Source organism: bacterium (assembly GCA_016699045.1).
GTDB lineage: Bacteria > Babelota > Babeliae > Babelales > RVW-14 > AaIE-18.
In genome coordinates this window covers 317,100-335,114 of record CP064957.1, presented here as the reverse complement: position 1 = coordinate 335,114, position 18,015 = coordinate 317,100, and the positions used below count along the sequence as shown (strand labels likewise).

16 protein-coding genes are annotated in these 18,015 nt (G+C 41.4%); 7 read left to right on the top strand and 9 right to left on the bottom strand.

Features of this window, described 5'->3' with window-relative positions:
* Positions 1–293 precede the first annotated feature (293 nt).
* The gene (truA, locus tag IPF37_01465) at positions 294–1,055 is read left to right on the top strand and encodes a tRNA pseudouridine(38-40) synthase TruA (protein ID QQR49495.1); all 762 of its coding nucleotides are present in this window, start codon (positions 294–296) and stop codon (positions 1,053–1,055) included.
* Positions 1,036–1,944: a phosphatidate cytidylyltransferase gene (locus IPF37_01460; protein QQR49494.1), complete on the top strand. Its 909-nt coding sequence runs from the start codon at positions 1,036–1,038 to the stop codon at positions 1,942–1,944. The genes truA and IPF37_01460 overlap by 20 nt, the downstream gene beginning before the upstream one ends.
* Here IPF37_01460 and IPF37_01455 read toward each other — a convergent pair.
* The gene (locus IPF37_01455; protein ID QQR49493.1) at positions 1,917–3,023 is read right to left on the bottom strand and encodes a M48 family metalloprotease; all 1,107 of its coding nucleotides are present in this window, start codon (positions 3,021–3,023) and stop codon (positions 1,917–1,919) included. The two genes, IPF37_01460 and IPF37_01455, sit on opposite strands and share 28 nt — an antisense overlap.
* A 162-nt stretch (positions 3,024–3,185) precedes the next feature.
* Between IPF37_01455 and IPF37_01450 the strand changes: the two genes are divergently transcribed.
* The 4 genes from IPF37_01450 to IPF37_01435 all read left to right on the top strand — a co-directional run bounded on the left by IPF37_01450 (position 3,186) and on the right by IPF37_01435 (position 9,466).
* The gene (locus IPF37_01450; protein ID QQR49492.1) at positions 3,186–3,992 is read left to right on the top strand and encodes a prolipoprotein diacylglyceryl transferase; all 807 of its coding nucleotides are present in this window, start codon (positions 3,186–3,188) and stop codon (positions 3,990–3,992) included.
* A 10-nt stretch (positions 3,993–4,002) separates the two neighbouring features.
* A complete protein-coding gene (gene dnaG, locus IPF37_01445; protein QQR49491.1) occupies positions 4,003–5,811 on the top strand; it encodes a DNA primase in 1,809 nt (602 codons plus the stop codon).
* Positions 5,811–8,255 carry an RNA polymerase sigma factor RpoD gene (gene rpoD / locus IPF37_01440; GenBank protein QQR49490.1) on the top strand — a complete coding sequence of 815 codons (2,445 nt, stop codon included), beginning with the start codon at positions 5,811–5,813 and terminating at the stop codon, positions 8,253–8,255. The genes dnaG and rpoD overlap by 1 nt, the downstream gene beginning before the upstream one ends.
* A 62-nt stretch (positions 8,256–8,317) precedes the next feature.
* A complete protein-coding gene (locus tag IPF37_01435; protein QQR49489.1) occupies positions 8,318–9,466 on the top strand; it encodes a glycosyltransferase in 1,149 nt (382 codons plus the stop codon).
* Here the strand turns inward: IPF37_01435 and IPF37_01430 are convergent.
* The 8 genes from IPF37_01430 to IPF37_01395 form a co-directional block, all read right to left on the bottom strand.
* Positions 9,459–10,898, bottom strand: a complete 1,440-nt coding sequence (locus IPF37_01430; protein ID QQR49488.1) for a hypothetical protein — start codon at positions 10,896–10,898, stop codon at positions 9,459–9,461. The two genes, IPF37_01435 and IPF37_01430, sit on opposite strands and share 8 nt — an antisense overlap.
* A 62-nt stretch (positions 10,899–10,960) precedes the next feature.
* Positions 10,961–11,422: a pyridoxamine 5'-phosphate oxidase family protein gene (locus IPF37_01425; GenBank protein ID QQR49487.1), complete on the bottom strand. Its 462-nt coding sequence runs from the start codon at positions 11,420–11,422 to the stop codon at positions 10,961–10,963.
* Between the two features lie 104 nt (positions 11,423–11,526).
* Positions 11,527–12,678, bottom strand: a complete 1,152-nt coding sequence (gene hemW, locus IPF37_01420; protein ID QQR49486.1) for a radical SAM family heme chaperone HemW — start codon at positions 12,676–12,678, stop codon at positions 11,527–11,529.
* A gap of 45 nt (positions 12,679–12,723) precedes the next feature.
* Positions 12,724–13,233, bottom strand: a complete 510-nt coding sequence (locus tag IPF37_01415; protein QQR49485.1) for a DUF4381 family protein — start codon at positions 13,231–13,233, stop codon at positions 12,724–12,726.
* Positions 13,233–14,120 (bottom strand): DUF58 domain-containing protein, encoded by an 888-nt coding sequence (locus IPF37_01410; protein ID QQR49484.1) that lies wholly within the window; start codon positions 14,118–14,120, stop codon positions 13,233–13,235. Before IPF37_01410 ends, IPF37_01415 begins: the two co-directional genes overlap by 1 nt.
* 18 nt (positions 14,121–14,138) lie before the next feature.
* Positions 14,139–15,380, bottom strand: coding sequence for a serine--tRNA ligase (gene serS, locus IPF37_01405; protein ID QQR49483.1), 1,242 nt, complete (start codon positions 15,378–15,380; stop codon positions 14,139–14,141).
* A gap of 136 nt (positions 15,381–15,516) precedes the next feature.
* Positions 15,517–15,681 (bottom strand): hypothetical protein, encoded by a 165-nt coding sequence (locus IPF37_01400; protein QQR49482.1) that lies wholly within the window; start codon positions 15,679–15,681, stop codon positions 15,517–15,519.
* A gap of 41 nt (positions 15,682–15,722) precedes the next feature.
* A complete protein-coding gene (locus IPF37_01395) occupies positions 15,723–16,607 on the bottom strand; it encodes a hypothetical protein (protein QQR49481.1) in 885 nt (294 codons plus the stop codon).
* Positions 16,608–16,827: 220 nt separating this feature from the next.
* Here IPF37_01395 and IPF37_01390 point away from each other — a divergent pair, with 220 nt between their 5' ends.
* Complete coding sequence (locus IPF37_01390; protein QQR49480.1) at positions 16,828–18,006, top strand: ATP-binding protein; 1,179 nt, start codon at positions 16,828–16,830, stop codon at positions 18,004–18,006.
* Positions 18,007–18,015 lie beyond the last annotated feature (9 nt).

The window sequence follows — 18,015 nt, the reverse complement described above, 5'->3', positions numbered from 1 at the left end:
TCGCTTAGATAGCTGTTGTAGAGCTCTTTAGCCTGTTGTTTTTGACCATTAAGAACGATGAATGATAGGGCGGTTAAGACTGGTGTTTTGAGTAACAGATGGGGTTGGTTAGAAAAAATATTTTTGTACAAAAAATGATTGCTTTTTTTAGGTCGGTGAGATAAAATTAAAACATAGCTTAGATAACCTCCATTTCCCCTGTCCAAGACGTCCGTCTGGATGGGGGTTTTTTATTTAAAAGAAAAATAAAAAATTCTACCTGTAAATTTTATGTTCGGTGATGAGTGATAGATATGCAGAAATTTAAAATAGTCGTCGCGTACGATGGCACCGATTTTCATGGTTGGCAAATACAGCCAGAAGCAGTAACGGTTGCGTCTTGTTTACAAAATACGTTTAAGCGTATTTTTAATAAAGAAATCAGTGTACTGGGTACCTCGCGGACCGATGCTGGTGTTCACGCGCTTGGGCAAGTAGCAACGTTTTATACCGACCTTCCTCTTTCTGAAGAAATGATAAAAAAAGTGTGGAATAACGGATTGCCCAAGACTATTCTTATTCGGTCGTTGGAAAAGGTTGACGCAGCCTTTCATCCGTGGTCCAAGGTCAAGCAAAAAATCTATTACTATCATCTGTTTCTAAAACGGCCATTGCCACATGTGGCCCGGTATGGCTGGTTGTATGAATTTATCAAAAGTGTAGATATTGATAAGTTTGAAGAGTGTCTCAAAATTTATCAGGGTACGCACGACTTTGCTTCGTTTTGTAAGCTTGAAGAAGAGAAATCGACTATTCGAACGATTGATGAAATACGGCTTGAAAAACTTCCTCATTGGTCTACACTGCGCGTTGTTGTAAAGTCGCAAGGCTTTTTACGCTTTCAAATTAGAAGAATGGTTGGATATGCTCTAGATGTTGCGCGACGACCCGATTTATCGGTAGACTATTTGCGTGAGGTGTTAGCAAGTAAAAACCCTCAACAAACATTAGTGAAGGCGAGTGGGGCGGGTCTTTGTTTACGAAAAGTGATATATTATGATGATACGCGTAGTTAGTGAATTTATTAAGCGATTATTTACGTCAGTTATTTTAGTTGGTTGTTTGGGCGGGGCATATCTTCATTCGGTTTGGCTTTATTCTTTTGCTTTAGGTGCTATTTTATTGTTGATTCTTTTTTTCGAATGGCCAAAGTTGATTGACGCCAATAAATTGTGGTGTTGGTTCTTGACGCTTTTGTATCCCATGTTGCCGTTTGCATTGTTAATTGGGTTTGCGTTTTTGTATCGAACATCAGATTCTTTGTTCCCGCTGTTGCCGATTATGATAGCGTGGGTTGCCGATACGTGCGGGTATTTTGTTGGCAAAGTTTTTGGTAAACACAAAATTTGTCCTACGTTAAGTCCGGGCAAATCGTGGGAAGGGCTTTTGGGTAGTTTTCTTGGCGTGTGGGGATTATTATTTTTTGTGATTCCCAATATTCACAATTTAGCTGATTTTTTTGCTGGGCTTCATTGGTTGGCCATACCTATTTTTGCTGCCAAAGCAACCGTGGTAGCGTTTTTGGGTGGTCTTTTTATTTCTTATTTTAAGCGTCGCAAAAATTTAAAAGATGCTGGTTCGTTATTGCCGGGACATGGCGGATTGTTAGATCGTTTCGATTCGGTGCTCTTTGTATCGTTCATGATGGCTGGCATGGTATTGTTTTTGCAGTTTTCTCAAGGGACGCTTGGTTCTTTGTTCGATCACTTGCCGGCTCATATTGCGCAAGAAGTCCAACAGTTGAGTTCTCAGGCGGTTGGGGCAGATGCTCCTGTTCCTGTTGAAGTTGATACTGAAAAAAATCAGGTACGGCGTCATGAGCCAGATGATGAGCTTAACGATTGGCCAGGCCTGCGTGGTGCAGCTTTTGCACAGCGTTATGAAAGTGAATCGGTAACCGAATAATCTTTTTGTTCTGTTTGTAGCAATCGTTGAGCGTATTCTTTGCGTGTTTTCCACGAAGGATGTGTGCCGCCATCTTCTTTGAGGGCCTGGTCACGGCTTGCTTTCATAAGATTTAAACCAACAAATGCGCGGTTTTGGTAGAGCCATGCGTGCCACGAGCTTGATTCTTTAATTTTTTTAATTTCTTCAATGACGTAATCCCATTCTTCTTGATAATTCTCAAATTCTTGTTCAACTTCATCTTCAAGTTTGCTGATCATATCAATAAAACTTTGAGGGTCGTTGGTGATCTTGATAGCGTCGGTATCGGCTTCTTCTTCAAAAGTGCGCGAAAGATTAAGCATGAGCAATTCAACACCAATTATGGCTCCTAAAAACGCCAACGATTTCAGCATGGTGCCTGAATGGTCGGCAGTGCTTTTTAAAGCTTCTTCGGTAAATGATTTTTTTTCATCACAAAAAAGATAGCGCCACAAAATAATCGAACCAGTCAAGATGCCAAGCGAGCAACCGAGTTGTTTGGGAATATGATTATTTTTAACATGAGCAAGTTCATGAGCAAGAACGCTGCGTAGTTCTGATTCTGATAACGTATTAAGTAGTTTTTGGCCAATAATGATTAATGAAGCGTTGGGTGCTAATGATGAAGCGCATGCATTAAAAATGCTTTTATCCCGCGTAATAAAAATAGCCGGTTTGGTAATGTTCATTTTTTGTGCCAATGTACCAATCAACTCGTGCAACAAAGGCGCCTGTGTAGCATTTACTGCTACTAGTCCTTTGTGAAAAACCAAGTTGAGGGCTGGGCCGGGAAATACTTTGAAAAGCAGATAGTTGGTGATTTGGTCGATCGCATCTTGCTTATCGTTAATGAAAGCCATAGTACGAACATCAAGCAACAGAGAGCGCAGCATGTCATTTTTGAGTTGGTACTCTTTTTTAAAATGGGCATCATGTTCTTTAAGATTGGCAATTTCTTGTGCCATGAGATTATGAAAAATCTCTTCTTCTGCGCGTGCGTGTGTTACGAAAAAAGCAGTTAGGAAAAAAAGAAGTGTAAGGAGGTAATTTTTTTTCATGGCACGTTTCCCGTATGAGTTTTAAAAAGTTGGGGTAGTTTTGCACGGTCAGTTCTAAATGTCAATTTGATACATAATTGTTGAATGTAGCTATTATTTTTAAAAGTTATATTCTAAAAAAGTGTAAATTCTTAAAAAATTGAGTAAAAAAAGGGCGGCATTATGTATCCATGTTTAGTGCATTTGTATGGACCGTTGTGGATCCGTAGTTATGGTTTAATGATAGCAGTTGGTTTTTTAGTTTTTTTATTTCTGACGTATCATCATCCGCTGCGTAAAAAAAATATTGATGGTGATACGTATCTGAATGCCGTTTTTATTGGGCTTATGAGTGGCGTTATCGGCGGGCGGCTACTTTTTGTATGGACAGCGTGGGAGCAGTTTTCGCACAATTGGCTAGAAATTTTGTATCCATGGATGGGTGGCTTTGTGGTGCTGGGAAGCATTTTGGGTGTTTTGATTGCGGTCCCCTTTTATTTGTTGGCGCATCGAGTTGCCATTTTGCCGGTGCTTGATTTAGCCGGTATCTATGCGGCATTGATGCAAGCGATTGCTCGGTTCGGGTGTTTTTTTGCGGGGTGTTGTTATGGCATGCCGGTTAAAACCGCGGTACCGTGGGCCGTAACATTTACCAATCCAGAAGGCTTTGCGCCCTTGTTGGTGCCGCTGCATCCAACCCAACTTTATATGAGTGCGCTTTCGTTTGCCATTTTTATTTTTATGCGCTTTGTGGTGTATCAACCGCGGCTCAAGGCGGGGGTACTATTTTTTACCTATTTATGTTTAGACAGCATGGCGCGGTTTGGGGTTGATTTTTGGCGGGGAGACCGGGATACGCTGGTTGATGTGATTGAAGTACATGGAAAATTGCTACAACTTTCTCAAGTGCAAATCTATGTTTTATATTTTTTTATGATATCCTTGTTTGGCTTAATTTTGGTCAGTTTACAAAAAACCTCAAAAGAATAATTGTGAGTCTATGGCGCTTTTTAACTTCATCAAAAATGCTTTGCCGATCGTTGATGTTGTGGGCGACTATGTTCAACTCAAGCCGGCGGGTAGCTATTGGAAAGGCTCGTGTCCATTTCATAGTGAGACGGATGCTTCGTTTACGGTTAGTCCTGCAAAACAAATTTTTTATTGTTTTGGCTGTCAGGCAACTGGTGACGTTATTGCCTTTATGGCGCGGCTGGAAAATATTTCTCAATTTGAGGCGGCAAAATATTTAATTGATCGTCACAAAATCAACGTTCCTGCTGAAGTGTTGGCAGCAAGTAGTACCGTCCAAGAAACACAAGCGGTTGATTCCTACTTTCATATTTGTAGTGTTATTGCTGATTGGGCACATCAACGGCTTTTAAATAGTGCGCCGGCCCAAGAGTATGTGTTCAATCGTGGTATGACCATGGATCAGATTAATGCTTTTAAGCTGGGCTATTTTCCAAGTGGCGCGTCGTTTATTAATCATTTTATTAAAGACATGGCTGCCCAGAATGTGTTGGTTAAAGATTTATTAGAATATGGCTTTTTGGGCGAGGGCAGAACGTGCTTATACTCACCATTCGAAGAGCGTATTATTTTCCCCATCAAAGATCATATTGGTCGGTATTGTGGTTTTGGTGGGCGCGTTTTTAAACCTCACGATGAGCGCGCAAAATATTATAACAGCCGTGAGTCTGAAGGCTTTGTTAAAGGCAAGTTGTTGTTTGGCTTGGACTTGGCAAAAAAAGATATGCAGAAACAGGAAAGTGCTTTTCTTGTTGAAGGATATATGGACTGCATCGCTATGGTGGGGCATGGGTATGCCAATACCGTGGCAACTTTGGGAACGGCCTGCACACTTGACCATCTTAAACTTTTGGCGCGTTATGTAACGCGTATTTATTTTTTGTATGATGGCGATAAAGCTGGTAAAAAGGCTATGTTGCGAACTGCTCAATTTTGCTGGGAAGCCAACCTTGATTTGCATGTTATTCTGTTGCCGGCCAATCAAGATCCAGCGTCATTTTTGGGGGAAGGTGGCGATCTTGACGTGCTGATAAGCCAGGCTCAAGACATTTTTACCTTCTTTGTAAAAAGCGTGAGTGAAGATTTTGTCAGCCAGCCATTGGCCATGAAAATGAGGGTAGCGAATCGAATTACCGAAGTTATCGGAACGATCAGCGATTCTTTTAAACAAGAGTTATTGCTGCAGCAAGCTTCACAGGCCATGAACATGCCGTTCCAGTCCTTGCGCGATTTAATGAAGAATCGAGGTCAAAAAATTGCCATTAATGCAGAATTTAGGCATCAAGAGGGGCCTAAGACGGTTTCTGTTGAACAAAAATCTGAAGATTTTGAGCAACGGGAGATTTCCTTATTGGAGGAAAAGATATTTAGTGGTATACTGAACAGTATTGGCAAAAACCCGCCGTTAACGATCGATCCGCTTTTGGTGCCTTACTTTTCTGCCCGAATTAAGGGAGTTTTAGAAAAGTTGGCACATTTTTCTTGTGAGGGTGATGGTGTGGCGAGTGACAAGGCGTTTCTAGCTTTTGTCAGTACGCTGGAACCACCTGACGTTGATTGGGTTACGCGTATCAGTATTTTATGCGATCAAGATATGGCCAGAGAGGTTTTTGACCAGCTGTTACTACGATTTTGTAAATACCACTGGAAGCACATTGTGCGAGATATTAAGCTGAATATTGTCATTGCAAAAGAACGTCAAGATTCTATAAAATTGAATGAATTGCTCAATAAGTTTCTTGTTTTAAAGCAGGGAATTAATGATAGGGGGTTGGTATAATGGCCAATAAAAATAAGCGTGGTACCGTGAAAAGCACTAAGAAAAAAATTGTTACTGGTAAGAAAGTTGTTGCAAAAAAAGCTAAGCTTGTGAAAAAAAAGGTCACCAAGGCAGTTGTTGGTAAATCAACTACAAAAAAAGTTGTAGTTGTAAAAAAGAAGCTTGTCAAAAAAGCTGCCCCAGCAAAAAAATCTGTTTCAGTCAAAGCCCCTGTAAAAACTAAGGTTGTTGCCAAAGTTGTAGCAAAGAAACCGGTTGCAGATGTTGAGAAGAAGAAAAGTTCTGTTAAAGAATCTGTTATAAAAAAAACAGTCAAAAAAACTGAGCCTGTTGTTGTATCTAAAGTTACCAATCCTAAACCAAAGACAGAGCCGAAGTTTCCTTCAAAAGCTTCTGTGGTAAAAAAGAAGCCAAAAGCTGAGTCATCGTCAGGACCTTTTTCGGTGTTCAAAGAAGCAGCCAAAAATACTCTAAAAAAGATTTTTTCTACGCATAAAGCCAATCAAGACAGCAAGGCCAGGCTTGAAAGTACGGCAAAAAAAATAGAAAAAAAAGTTGAGAAAAAAAACGATTTTGTTGCAGCCCCGTCTGTGCCTTCAGAACCAGCAATGGGTCTTAAAAGTGTTGAAAAACAAATTGAAGTTTTGATCGAAAAAGGCAGCAGTGAAGGTGTTTTAACTTACGAAGAGCTGATTGCATTTAGCAAAAAAAATCATTTACAAGAAGAAGATGTTAATGAACTTTTGCGTATTCTAGATAAAGAAAATATTGATTTGATTGCGCAAGAAGAGCTTGATGCTGATGGCGGTGACTTTGCAAGTTTGAATAGCGAAGAAGAGCGAGTTCCTTTCAAAGGCATGAAGCCTGATATCGAGTCGTCTCTTGATACGGTTGATGAAGACGAAAGTCTTGATGACGATGAAGATGATCTTGATATTCGCGAAATTGAAAAGCTTAAAGAGCTTGTTGAGCCAAGTCAGCTTAACGATCCGGTAAAACTTTATTTAAAAGAAATTGGTAAAATTCCTCTTTTAAATAAGAAAACTGAAAAAGTTATTGCTGAAAAAATTGCAAAAGGTAAGCGTGACTCTATTGATACTATTTCACAGTTTCCTTTTGTTTCTAAAGAAATTATTCATATGGAAGAGCGGATTTCTAAAGATCCTATCTTTCTTAAAGACCTAATTCAGTTTTCAGATTTTGATGAAGATAATTCGCCAAAATTTGAAGAAGAAAAAAATAAGCTGTTAAAAACGATTGCAAAGCTTCGTGAAATTGAAGATAACGAACAAAAGATTTATCGTTCGTATCGCGGCCAGCTTGAAAATGAAGCTAAGAAAAAAGAGATGCTTGCAGCCGTTGAAGACAACAAAAAGAAGATTATTGACGTTGTTAAAAGCATTAAGCTTTCTAATAAACAGATTCGTAAATTTGGTAAACGTGTTGAAAAGATTGTTGCCAAGATTCAAGAGCGCGTTATCGAAATTAAAGGTTGCGATGAGAAGCTTAAGTTTTACAATGGCATCAAAGACAAAAACGAAGCTGACTTAGCACAAATTGTTGAATTCGAAAATAAAATTAGAGCTGCTAACAAGATTATCAAAAAGTGTGAAGCAGAAGCAGGTTTATCTAAAGAAAGAGTTGAAAAACTGTATAAGCAGTTTGTGGTTGCCCAGCGCAGCGACAAATATGCCAAAGATGATCTCGCTCGTGCTAACTTGCGCCTTGTGGTAAATATTGCAAAAAAATATATCAACCGTGGCCTGCACTTTCTTGATTTGATTCAAGAAGGAAACATTGGTTTGCTTAAAGCCGTTGAAAAGTTTGAGTTTGAGCGTGGTTTCAAATTCTCCACGTATGCAACGTGGTGGATCCGTCAGGCCATTACGCGCGCCATTGCTGACCAATCCCGTACTATTCGGGTTCCAGTCCACATGGTTGAAACGCTGAGTAAGATTAATAAAATTACGCGCGCATACGTTCAAGAAGAAGGCCGTGAGCCATCATATGCTGAATTGGCAAAAGAATTAAACTTGGACGAAAAGAAGATCAAGAATATTATCAAAATCTCCAAAGAGCCGGTGTCGTTGGAAACACCGGTGGGTGATAGCGATGATACGTACTTGAAAGACTTTATTGAGGACGAGAACGAATACACGCCAGTTGATGCGGTGGTTAACGACGACTTGAAAGAACGTGTTCGAGAAATTCTTAAAACGCTTACTCCGCGTGAAGAGAAAGTTCTGAAGATGCGTTTTGGTATCGACGTTGCTTCCGAGCACACGCTTGAAGAAGTTGGTAAAGACTTTTCTGTAACGCGTGAGCGGATCAGACAGATTGAAGTTAAAGCATTGCGTAAGCTGCGTCATCCATCGCGTAGCAAGAAATTGCAAAGCTTCTTTGACAAGGAGTTTGATCTTGCTAATACCGATTCACTTGAATAATCTGTTAAATTAACCCGCCCGTCATTTGTGAAGCAAATGACGGGCTTTTTTTATGAGTAGTTATGAAGATTTTGCATATCATTACCAGTTTAAAATTGGGCGGTGCAGAGACGATGCTCTATCGTTTTCTTGCTCAATCAAGCCAAGATCAGCGTTATCAACATGTAGTTGCCTATTTTTACGATGGCCCTTTTGTTAAAAAAATTCGCGATCTTGGCGTTCCTGTTATCAAAATTTCCGGATTATTTTTTTGCTACGACTTTGTAGCGTTTTATCGACTTAATGCTTTAATTAATTCTTTTAAGCCAACGCTGATTCATTCTTCGTTGTGGTCTGCCAATATTATTGCTCGTCTTTTTGCATTTTTTTATCAACTGCCGTTGATGTGCGATCTGCATGGCAATGCGGCTCATGAAGGTTCTGTACGCAATTTGTTGGATAGTATAACTGCGACTATTCCTAAAAAAATTGTGGCTGTTGCTGATGGTGTCAAAACGGCATATGAAAAAACGATTATTGGTGCCCAGCGCGACCAAGCGAAGCGAACGGCAGTTACGCAATCGCTTGTTGTTATTAAAAATGGGATTGATGTGTGCGAGCTGCATGAGTATGTCCAGCAGGCGCCGCTTGCGCGATGTGAGCTTGGTTTGCATGAGAATGATTTTGTAATTGGCTCGGTTGGGCGGCTTGATGCCATAAAATCGTACGATGTTTTGGTAAAAGCTTTTGCAGTTTTGCTTACAACTATAAAGCCTGCTGGCCAGCCAGTAAAACTCTGTCTTGTTGGTGGTGGGCAGGACGAAGAAAAAATAAAAGCATTAGTTGCGCAGCTTGGTATTAGTGCGCATGTTGTGCTGACTGGTGCGCGCGCAGATGGTGCTCGTTTTTACCAACTCTTTGAGTGTTTTGCGTTGTCTTCACAAAGTGAGGGACTATCGGTTGCCGTTTTGGAAGCAATGGCTTTTGGTTTACCAATTGTTTCAACTTGTGCAGGGAAGTCGCACGAAGTGTTGGTTGATGGCACAAATGGATTTTTGGTGCCAGTCAACGACGAGCAAGCATTGGCTAACGCATTGCAGCAGTTGTATGATAAGCGTTCATTAGCTGTAAAAATGGGCCGAGCAAATAGAGATTTAGTTGAGTGTGATTATGCGCTTGATTGCATGGTTGCTCGTTACCATGCTCTTTACGATGAGCTTGGTGCTACGTAGCGCTAGGCATGCCACCTGTTTGAGGTTCATCTGTGTCGGTGTTGTCAGTAGTGTCCTCAGAGTCTGATTCGCTTTCAGTCGTTTCAGCCTCAACGGGAGCTGAAACTGATTTTGCCGGCGCTGGTTGCGGCATGGCAGGAGATTGTGGCATTGTTGGTGTGGTCAATGTTGGCATGCGAGAAATTGGTGCAACGGTTGGGCTTAAAGATGTTGGCGCCATGGTAGGCATCATGGTTGTTGCTGGTGTAACCATTTGCGGTTTTGAGATAGCAGATTTTTCTACTGGAGCGTTTGCGGATTCTTTTTTCGGTTCTTGAGCTGGCTGACCAAAAAGAGTTTCAACAGGGTGGGTAATTTTATAATAAAGACTTGCCGCAAGAGTAATGCAATTATCGTAAAAATTGCCATACCACGTTGTTGGTTTTTTGTGACGGGGTTGTTTTTTTGCATGACCAGCCGCATCTTTTTCTTGAGCCATTTTAATAGCCAAGAGTTCGTCAACTTTAATTTTTTCAATACGGCTCGTGCGGTCTTTAATGATAAAGCCTTCTTTTTCTAATTCATCGATGGCGGCTTTAGTTTTTTGCATTTGCGTTTCGATGGCGTTTGAAACTTTGTCAAAATCTCGTAAGAGCTCAGCATTCAAATATTGTTTGATGCTGTTGAGTCGCTCAAAAATATCATTTTTTATTTTGTAATAATGAGCTTCTGCTTTTTTGTGATCGATAAAAGTCCACAGATCTTCCATCATCTTGCGCGTTTGAGAAGCTATCTCGATTGAGTTTTTGATTTCTTCATCAACCTTTTTGAGGCGTTGAGTGATTGATTTGTCTAAATCTTCAATCGATTGCAAATCGAGCTTGAGTTGTCTGAGGTGTGTTTTTTTGCGCGTGATATCTTCTTCAAGAAGTTGAATTTTTATTAAAGAATAACGTTCTTTTGTTTGTTCTTTGCTGTTCGCATTTTCAAATTTTTCGAGTTCTTGTTTTTTCTTTTTCTTGAGGTATTTTTCAAGGCTGTCAAAAAGTTCATTAAGTTTGCCTTGATCGGTACTGATCGAACGATAAAATGTATCAAGTTTGGTATCGATCAATGTATATTTTTGATTGAAAGAGGTGCGTGCACCTTGAATTTCAAGCAATAACTGACGGACTTGCGTATTAACTTCATGCGCCCGAATCAGCCAGTCTTTTTTCTTCATCCAGTTGCCTTGCACGCCCACGCTGTCAGCAGGAAGCTCAACGGTTTCAGGGCCGCCGCCACTTTCGTCTTCACTGCTGTCATCACCCTGACTGTCTTTGTTGTTGTCAGTTTTTTCAGCAGAATCATCTTTTGAATCATCAGTATCGTTTGAAGATGATGATTCATCTGAGTCGTTTGCGGTATTATTAGCAGGCGGCATGCCATAAACAGCACTAAATTGTATCAACAAAGTGAAAATAATAAAAAGTATTTTAGGAGAGTAAGTCTTCATTACCTTCCTGCGCAAACACGTTACAGTGTTCGAGATAAATCACGTAATTCTTTAAACAAGCTTTTTTCCAACTCTTCAGCTTCAGCAGAAGTATAGCTCCAGGTAATGCCTTGGTCCACTTTTGTTAAAATAGAGCGGTCGCTCTTGATGTCTATAATGTCAATACGTACAATATTCATGAGTGGATGAACTATTGATGGTGCACGTACAACGCCAGCGCGGCCAAGAATACTGTAAGCTACGTTTCCTTCGCCCATAAAACAGATCATGACTTTTTTTTGCCAGACCATGTTCAAGTATCCAGTATGCTCTTTATGAATACTGAGAAGCAAGCTTTCTTGTCCCTTGGGGTAAATGCATTGAATAGGCGTTGTATTTGGCACACCTTTTTCTGAAAAGGTGGCGAGTACTGCTACCGTATTTTCTTTTTTCAACATCTCAATGAGATCTTCAGGTAACTTAATACCGACATGCTTAGCCATTTAGCCCCTCTAAACGTTACTTTTCATAAAACAGAATTATCACTTGATACATGCAACTTGATAGGACGATTATTATAACAAAAAAAACAATAAATAGACAATTATTAAATCAGCTTTAAAATTATCTCGTTTTCCAGGGCCATGCCCTGAAGTGTAAGCCTGATCTGGTCGCCATTTTGAATGAGCAGTCCTTGGCTTTTGAGATGCTCAATTGCCTCAAAAACTCGTTGTTTTTTTTCTGTGTCTAAATAGTATACCATACGATGCAAGCCCACACCCTTATTTTGTCGTAGGCCCAGCATGAGCATTTCGAGCTTTTCTTGCTCTGGTGTGAGGTTTTCGCATGTTGATAAATTTTCAAAATTCTTATTAAAGACGTTCGTGAGGTAGGTTGTGAGATTTTTCTCGTTCATAAAGCGCCTGGAGCCGTCAAACGAACAGGCACCAATCCCAAAACCTTGGTAGGGTAGGCGCTCCCAGTAGGCTTGGTTATGTATCGACGCATAGCCAGGGCGCGCAAAATTAGAAATTTCATATTGCTCAAAACCGTTGGCGGTAAGTTTAGCAATGGTTTTTTCGTACTGAGCAATTAGGTCGGCATCGTCATGCAGTTTGACCTTCCCTTTTTGTACCTGAAAGTAGAGCGGGGTCTTTTCGTGCACCATTAAAAAATAAATGGAAATATGTTTCGCTTGGCTTGCCAATGCGCAGTCAATACTTGCATCCCAGGTTTGGTCTGAAACACCAGGCAGGCCCAAAATAAAGTCCATAGAAAAATTATTAAAATATTTTGGAATAATTTTGAGCGCATTGGTAACGTCGGCAGTGCGCTGGCGGCGGTTAAGTTTAAGCAACACGTTGTCGTCCAACACTTGAACGCCCATGCTCAAACGATTGATCCCAAAAGATTCCCAGGCATCAAGCCGCTCTTCATTAATATCTGCCGGGTTGGCTTCCATACTAAATTCTTTGATGCCGCTAAAATTAAAATGCTTTTTAAGCGTTTCAAAGAGCTGGGCCATGTAGTCCAGCGGATAGAGGCTTGGTGTCCCGCCGCCCATAAATATCGTGGTGATGTCTGGTGTGTAGAGCGGGTTGGTGGCCACAAAATGTTCTATCTCTTTGAGTAAGGCATGATGATAAGCATCTTGAAAATCGGCGTGTTGCTCAAACGCAACAAAGTCGCAGTAATTGCATTTAGTGCTGCAAAACGGCCAATGGATGTATAATGAAAAAAGTTTTTGTTTGGTACTCATGGTGTCTGCGTCCCTACCCCCGTAGTTGCGTCGGTGTGTTAGTAATTATTTTTTCGCGTTGTCTCGTGGCAATGTTTCTTCAATCACGCGCACCGCCGTCTTTAAATCTTTTTGCGCTTGCGTCTTGAGCATTTCTTGGTTGGCAAATTTTACCCACAGCGAGCCTTCAAGCATTTTCTGGAGCTCGGTCAGCAGCGCATAAGCAAACTGCTGCTTGGTAAGGTAGTTGATCAGTTCATCGTCGGTTTTATTAATGGTTTGCCAACCATATCGTTTCTGAAAATACTGTTTTAAAATGTCGGTCAATTGAAAATATACTTTTTTAAAATCGCTTTTTTTTACGCATTTTTCAAGCGAAATGCTGGCGATTTCGCGTAGTGCCCACTCCCATGGCGAGAGCTGTTTTTTACGACGTCTTAAATAAATGATAAGACCAATAAGTGCGGCCAGCAGCAGAACCGCCATAACGCCCGATCCAATTTTAAACGGCGTTGTTTGCCACACTGGCTGGTACACATAATCGTAAATATCAAAAAAATCAGTTTTTGCGTCCATTAGATTTGTCTCCTAATTCTTTGGTGGAAAAACCTAATTAGTGGATTAATAAACGGTCTGCCGATGATAAAGTCCAAAAGATCAATGTTATATTTTTTAAACATCTCTTTTTGTTGGTGTGCTTCTTTAGTTATAAAAAGGTTGAGCGGACTTACTTTTTGATGTTTGGTGCGCGTATCAAGCGTGTAGGTTGCGTTTGTTTCAGGGTCGTGAACTTCCAAAAGACCAATGTCGGGGAAATTTATTTCGCACGGATCCTGAAAGCGCATGCCAATAAAATCATATTCAACGCTGGCAACTTTGAGCAATTTTGCATAATCATTCGTGTTGTTAATCCAGTCTGAAAGCATAAAAACAATCGCATTGCGTTTTTTTGCATTAATCAAAAAGCGGAGTGCTTCGGTGATGTTGGTGCCGGTGTTTTTTGGTTCAAGCGAAAAAATAGTTTCTAAAATTGAACCAACATGAAGCGGCCCCCGGCTGGGCGGGAGCCATTTTTCAATCTTGTCTGAAAAAAAGAGCGCACCAACTTTATCTTTATTTTCTTCGGCAATAAAAGCCAGTGCGGTAGCAACTTGTGCAATACTTTCTTTACGTTGTTCGCTCTGCGAGCTGTAGCGCGACGATGCCGAGACGTCGATGGCGATAATAACGGTACGATCGCGTTCTTCAATAAACTGCTTGACCATGATTTTGTTCATTTTGGCCGAGCTGTTCCAATCGATAAATCTGATATCATCGCCCATGTTGTATTCGCGCAGCTGATCAAACTCCAAGCCTGAGCCCTTGAAGGCAGACAAATAATCGCCCGACAAGCTGCTTTGCATAACGCGCTTGGTATGGACTTTAATCTTACGAATTTTCGTTCTGATGGTATTGTCAATCATAAGTAGATCCTTATGGTTTTACCACACGTTATCAATAAGTTTTTGTACATGCTCCGGTAGTTTTATGCTGCCATCTTCTTGTTGATATGTTTCCATGAGTGCCACCATCAAGCGTGGTAATGCCAATGATGATGCATTGAGCGTGTGCACCAAACAAGGTTTTTCTTCAGGCTTGGTGCGGTATCTGATACTGGCGCGGCGAGCTTGAAAATCTTGGCAGTTGCTGCATGAAGATACTTCATAAAAGCGGTCCTGACCAGGCAGCCATACTTCAATATCAAATGTTTTAGCAGATTGAAATGAGCAATCTTGTGCTGCCAACAGTGTAATGCGGTAATGCAAGCCAAGTGATTGCAAAATATCTTCCGCTGCTGCAACCATGCGGTCAAGCTCGTTGTTTGAATCTTCAGGCTTGGTGATGGCAAACAGCTCAACCTTTTCAAATTGATGGATGCGAATCAGCCCGCGGTCGTTAGCGCCATGGCTGCCCGCTTCACGACGGAAGCAGCTGGTCCACGCGGTATAGCGCAGCGGGAGCTGATCGCCCGCAATAATTTGGTCGGCATGAAGATTGGTCAAGCTGACTTCTGAGGTTGGAATCAGGCATAAATTTTCGTCATTAACTTTATAGAAGTCGCCTTCAAATTTTGGTAAGTTGCCGGCATTGTACAGCCCTTTTTCTTGAATGAGAGCGGGCGGGAGTACTGGTTTGAAGCCGTGCTTAACGTTGTTTCTGAGCATGAGAGAAGTGAGTGCATAAATAATTTTAGTACCGAATTCGTTGTAAAAAACAAATTGTGAGCCAGCAATGGCTGCGCCAACTTGTAAATCGAACCATTGGGCTTGTTCGTTCAGCTCAACGTGATTTTTTGGCGTGAAAGAAAAAACCGGCTTTTGACCGAATGTTTTTACCACTTTATTGTCTGCTTTGTCGCCGACCGGAATATCATCTTGCGGGATATTGGGGCATGAAAGCCAGAGGTGGTTAAATTCTTTCTCGGCTACTTCAAGGTCTTGTTCTTTGGTTTTAAGGTCTTTGCCCAGTTGAATGGCGCGTTCGCGTACTTGCGCGGTAACGCCGCCAGCGCCTTGTTTTGCTAGTTCATTTTTTTCTTTGCGAAGTTGTTCAACGTCGGATCTGATCGATCTAACGCGTTGATCAAGGTCGATCAGGGAGTCTATCGCAAAGCCTGGTTCTTTGCGTAAAATGAGAGTTTTTATAGTTTCGGGGTCTTGTCGTAGTCTGCTTAAATCGATCATTTGTACGCTCCGTGTTAAAGAGACAAAACTTGTAGGTAAGAAATATCTAAGAGTATAGCCGTTTTTATGTCGTTGATCAAAAAAATAAGGGCCCCGGTTTTGGCCGAGACCCACGTCGTTTTTTAAAATATTTTTTTTAAGGCACGCGTTCCTTGCTCGTTACCCGTACAAACTCCTGGCGGCAGAGTGGGCAGTTTTGTTGGCGGGTAAGCCAGGTTTCTATGCAATCGTTGTGGTAGGCATGGCCGCAGTTTAAAATGCCCACAGTGTCTGCCTTTTGGTAGTCGTCTTGGCAGATCACGCACGTTTCATTAACAAATTTGATTTTATTAATGACGGGGATCAGTGCCTGCTCGGCAATGCTGGTGATAACTTGCGTGGTGGTGGTTGCTGGTAGCCCATGCCATTTTTGACCGTTCGAATGATCGTTTGGATGGCATCGCTCAAGTCGCCAACTGCTCGAGCTGGAATGTTGTCTGGATTGATTTTTTTATCGCGCAAAATTTGGTTGGCAATTTCAAGCACTTTGGCATCAATTTTGCGCTGCTCAACCACGTTGCTTGGCTGCTGGGTGCCGGTGCCGAAGAAAAAATCAAACCAGCTGAATGGTGCATTGCTTTGGTTGTTAGTTGATGTGCTCGTGCTGCTCCAGGTTGAGTTATCGCGCTTGATGCGGGCAAAAAGATCTTTCATTTGGCGGCGCGTTTCATCTTCAATTTCTTTTTCGCGCACATAATCTCTCCCGTCTTCGCGCATAATCGCGCGCATGCGGTCCACAATGGCTGCGCCTTTGCGGTGGTATTCCGCTACAAACGTTGCGGCCATGGTGTCTGGGTTGATACTTTCTTCACGTGTCACGCGTTTGATAATATCATCAGCTCGGCGTGAGAGGTCGAATGATTGAACGAGTGTTTTTAAGGTGTGCACAAAATCGTGCAACATTGAACGTGTCAGATCTTGAATATCTTCTAAATCGATGTAACTGCGGCCTTGTGCGTTCATGCTGGTTGTTAATAAATCAGCAATCTCACTAATCTTTTCTCGATATTCTGGTGCGATGCGTGTCGGAATGCCGCTGACCGAAAAGCCTTGTGCTTGCAAATATTGGCGACCTATTTCGGTAACGCGATCACGAACGCTGAATGTTGAAACCATGATGGCGCTGACCTGAGCGGTGCAAGCAACCAGTGTGATGGCTGGTATAAGAAATTTGTTATGAATAATCATTGTTATTACTCCTTTGATTAATCGTAATCTTTGTCAAAAATAAATAAATTACTTTCTAATTCTGAAGGTCAGCGTACAAAATTATTATCAAAAAAGCAAAAAGGCCGTTTTGCTTCGATCTAGTCGATATTTCGGTGCACGCTGGACAAATCTTATAGTCTGGTGTAATATTTGTCTATGATGGTTGATAATAGCGATTCAATCGTAAAAAAGTGAGGATATGATGATCAAGAGAAGTATTGAAGATAGTTTGCGTGCCGCGGCACAAAAATACCCCACGCTGGCCATTTTAGGCCCACGGCAGTCTGGCAAGACGACCGTTGCCCAGCAAGTTTTTCCTCACCATAAATATCTTTCGTTTGAAGATATTCTTGATATTCAAGAGTATGTTAAACGCGACCCAAAGGGATTTCTTGAAGAGCATGCCAATCCTCATGGTCTTATTTTGGATGAATTTCAACATGCGCCGATTATTCTTTCGTACATTCAATTGGCGGTTGATAAAGACTATAAACCAGGCTATTTTATTTTGACGAGCTCTCAAAACTTTTTAATGAATGAGGCTATCTCGCAAACGTTGGCAGGAAGGATTGCTCTTTTCACGCTCCTGCCGCTTTCTGTACAGGAACTTGTGAATGCGTCTTTGTTACCCGAAACGGTTGAAACCGTGATTCATCAAGGAATGTATCCGCGTATTTATGCGCAAAATTTTGCTGCCAGTTGGTATCAAAATTATATTAGAACGTATCTTGAGTGCGACGTACGGCAACTAAAAAACATTGCTGATTTATCGCTCTTTCAAACATTTATCCGGTTGTGTGCTGGTCGCATTGGCCAAATATTAAATGTTGCTTCGCTGGCTAATGATTGCGGCATTACGCAAGTAACCGCCAATTCGTGGCTTACGTTATTGCAAGTAAGTTATCTGGTGTTTTTATTGCAGCCGCACCACAAAAATTTTAGTAAGCGATTGGTAAAATCACCAAAAATTTATTTTTACGATACTGGCATTGCATGCGCACTTCTTGGCATAGAATCGGCAGAAGAGATTTATTCCCACTATCTGCGGGGCGGCTTGATGGAAAATTTTGTGTTAACCGAAATTTTGAAGCAGTACTACAACCATGACCGCCAGCCACGTGTTTATTTTTGGCGTGATAAAACTGAGCGAGAGGTCGATTTCGTTCTTGAGCGAGGTCCTGAACTGGTTCCTATCGAAGTTAAAGCAGGAAAAACCGTGTCGTCAGATTATTTTAATAATCTCAATTATTGGTGCACGCTTGCCGAGGTAGACCCAGCAAAAGCGTTTGTGGTGTATGCCGGAAAAGAAGGGCAGAAGCGTTCTTCTGGCGTTGTGCTTGGTTGGCAGGACGTGGCGGAAATTTTTAAAGCACGGTAGATATAAATA

What these genes read in the sequence shown, in the direction of transcription:
- truA (QQR49495.1), top strand. Translation starts at nt 294, where the DNA reads ATGCAGAAATTTAAAATAGTCGTCGCGTACGATGGCACCGATTTTCAT.
- IPF37_01460 (QQR49494.1), top strand. Translation starts at nt 1,036, where the DNA reads ATGATGATACGCGTAGTTAGTGAATTTATTAAGCGATTATTTACGTCA.
- IPF37_01455 (QQR49493.1), bottom strand. Translation starts at nt 3,023, where the DNA reads ATGAAAAAAAATTACCTCCTTACACTTCTTTTTTTCCTAACTGCTTTT.
- IPF37_01450 (QQR49492.1), top strand. Translation starts at nt 3,186, where the DNA reads ATGTATCCATGTTTAGTGCATTTGTATGGACCGTTGTGGATCCGTAGT.
- dnaG (QQR49491.1), top strand. Translation starts at nt 4,003, where the DNA reads ATGGCGCTTTTTAACTTCATCAAAAATGCTTTGCCGATCGTTGATGTT.
- rpoD (QQR49490.1), top strand. Translation starts at nt 5,811, where the DNA reads ATGGCCAATAAAAATAAGCGTGGTACCGTGAAAAGCACTAAGAAAAAA.
- IPF37_01435 (QQR49489.1), top strand. Translation starts at nt 8,318, where the DNA reads ATGAAGATTTTGCATATCATTACCAGTTTAAAATTGGGCGGTGCAGAG.
- IPF37_01425 (QQR49487.1), bottom strand. Translation starts at nt 11,422, where the DNA reads ATGGCTAAGCATGTCGGTATTAAGTTACCTGAAGATCTCATTGAGATG.
- hemW (QQR49486.1), bottom strand. Translation starts at nt 12,678, where the DNA reads ATGAGTACCAAACAAAAACTTTTTTCATTATACATCCATTGGCCGTTT.
- IPF37_01415 (QQR49485.1), bottom strand. Translation starts at nt 13,233, where the DNA reads ATGGACGCAAAAACTGATTTTTTTGATATTTACGATTATGTGTACCAG.
- IPF37_01410 (QQR49484.1), bottom strand. Translation starts at nt 14,120, where the DNA reads ATGATTGACAATACCATCAGAACGAAAATTCGTAAGATTAAAGTCCAT.
- serS (QQR49483.1), bottom strand. Translation starts at nt 15,380, where the DNA reads ATGATCGATTTAAGCAGACTACGACAAGACCCCGAAACTATAAAAACT.
- IPF37_01395 (QQR49481.1), bottom strand. Translation starts at nt 16,607, where the DNA reads ATGATTATTCATAACAAATTTCTTATACCAGCCATCACACTGGTTGCT.
- IPF37_01390 (QQR49480.1), top strand. Translation starts at nt 16,828, where the DNA reads ATGATGATCAAGAGAAGTATTGAAGATAGTTTGCGTGCCGCGGCACAA.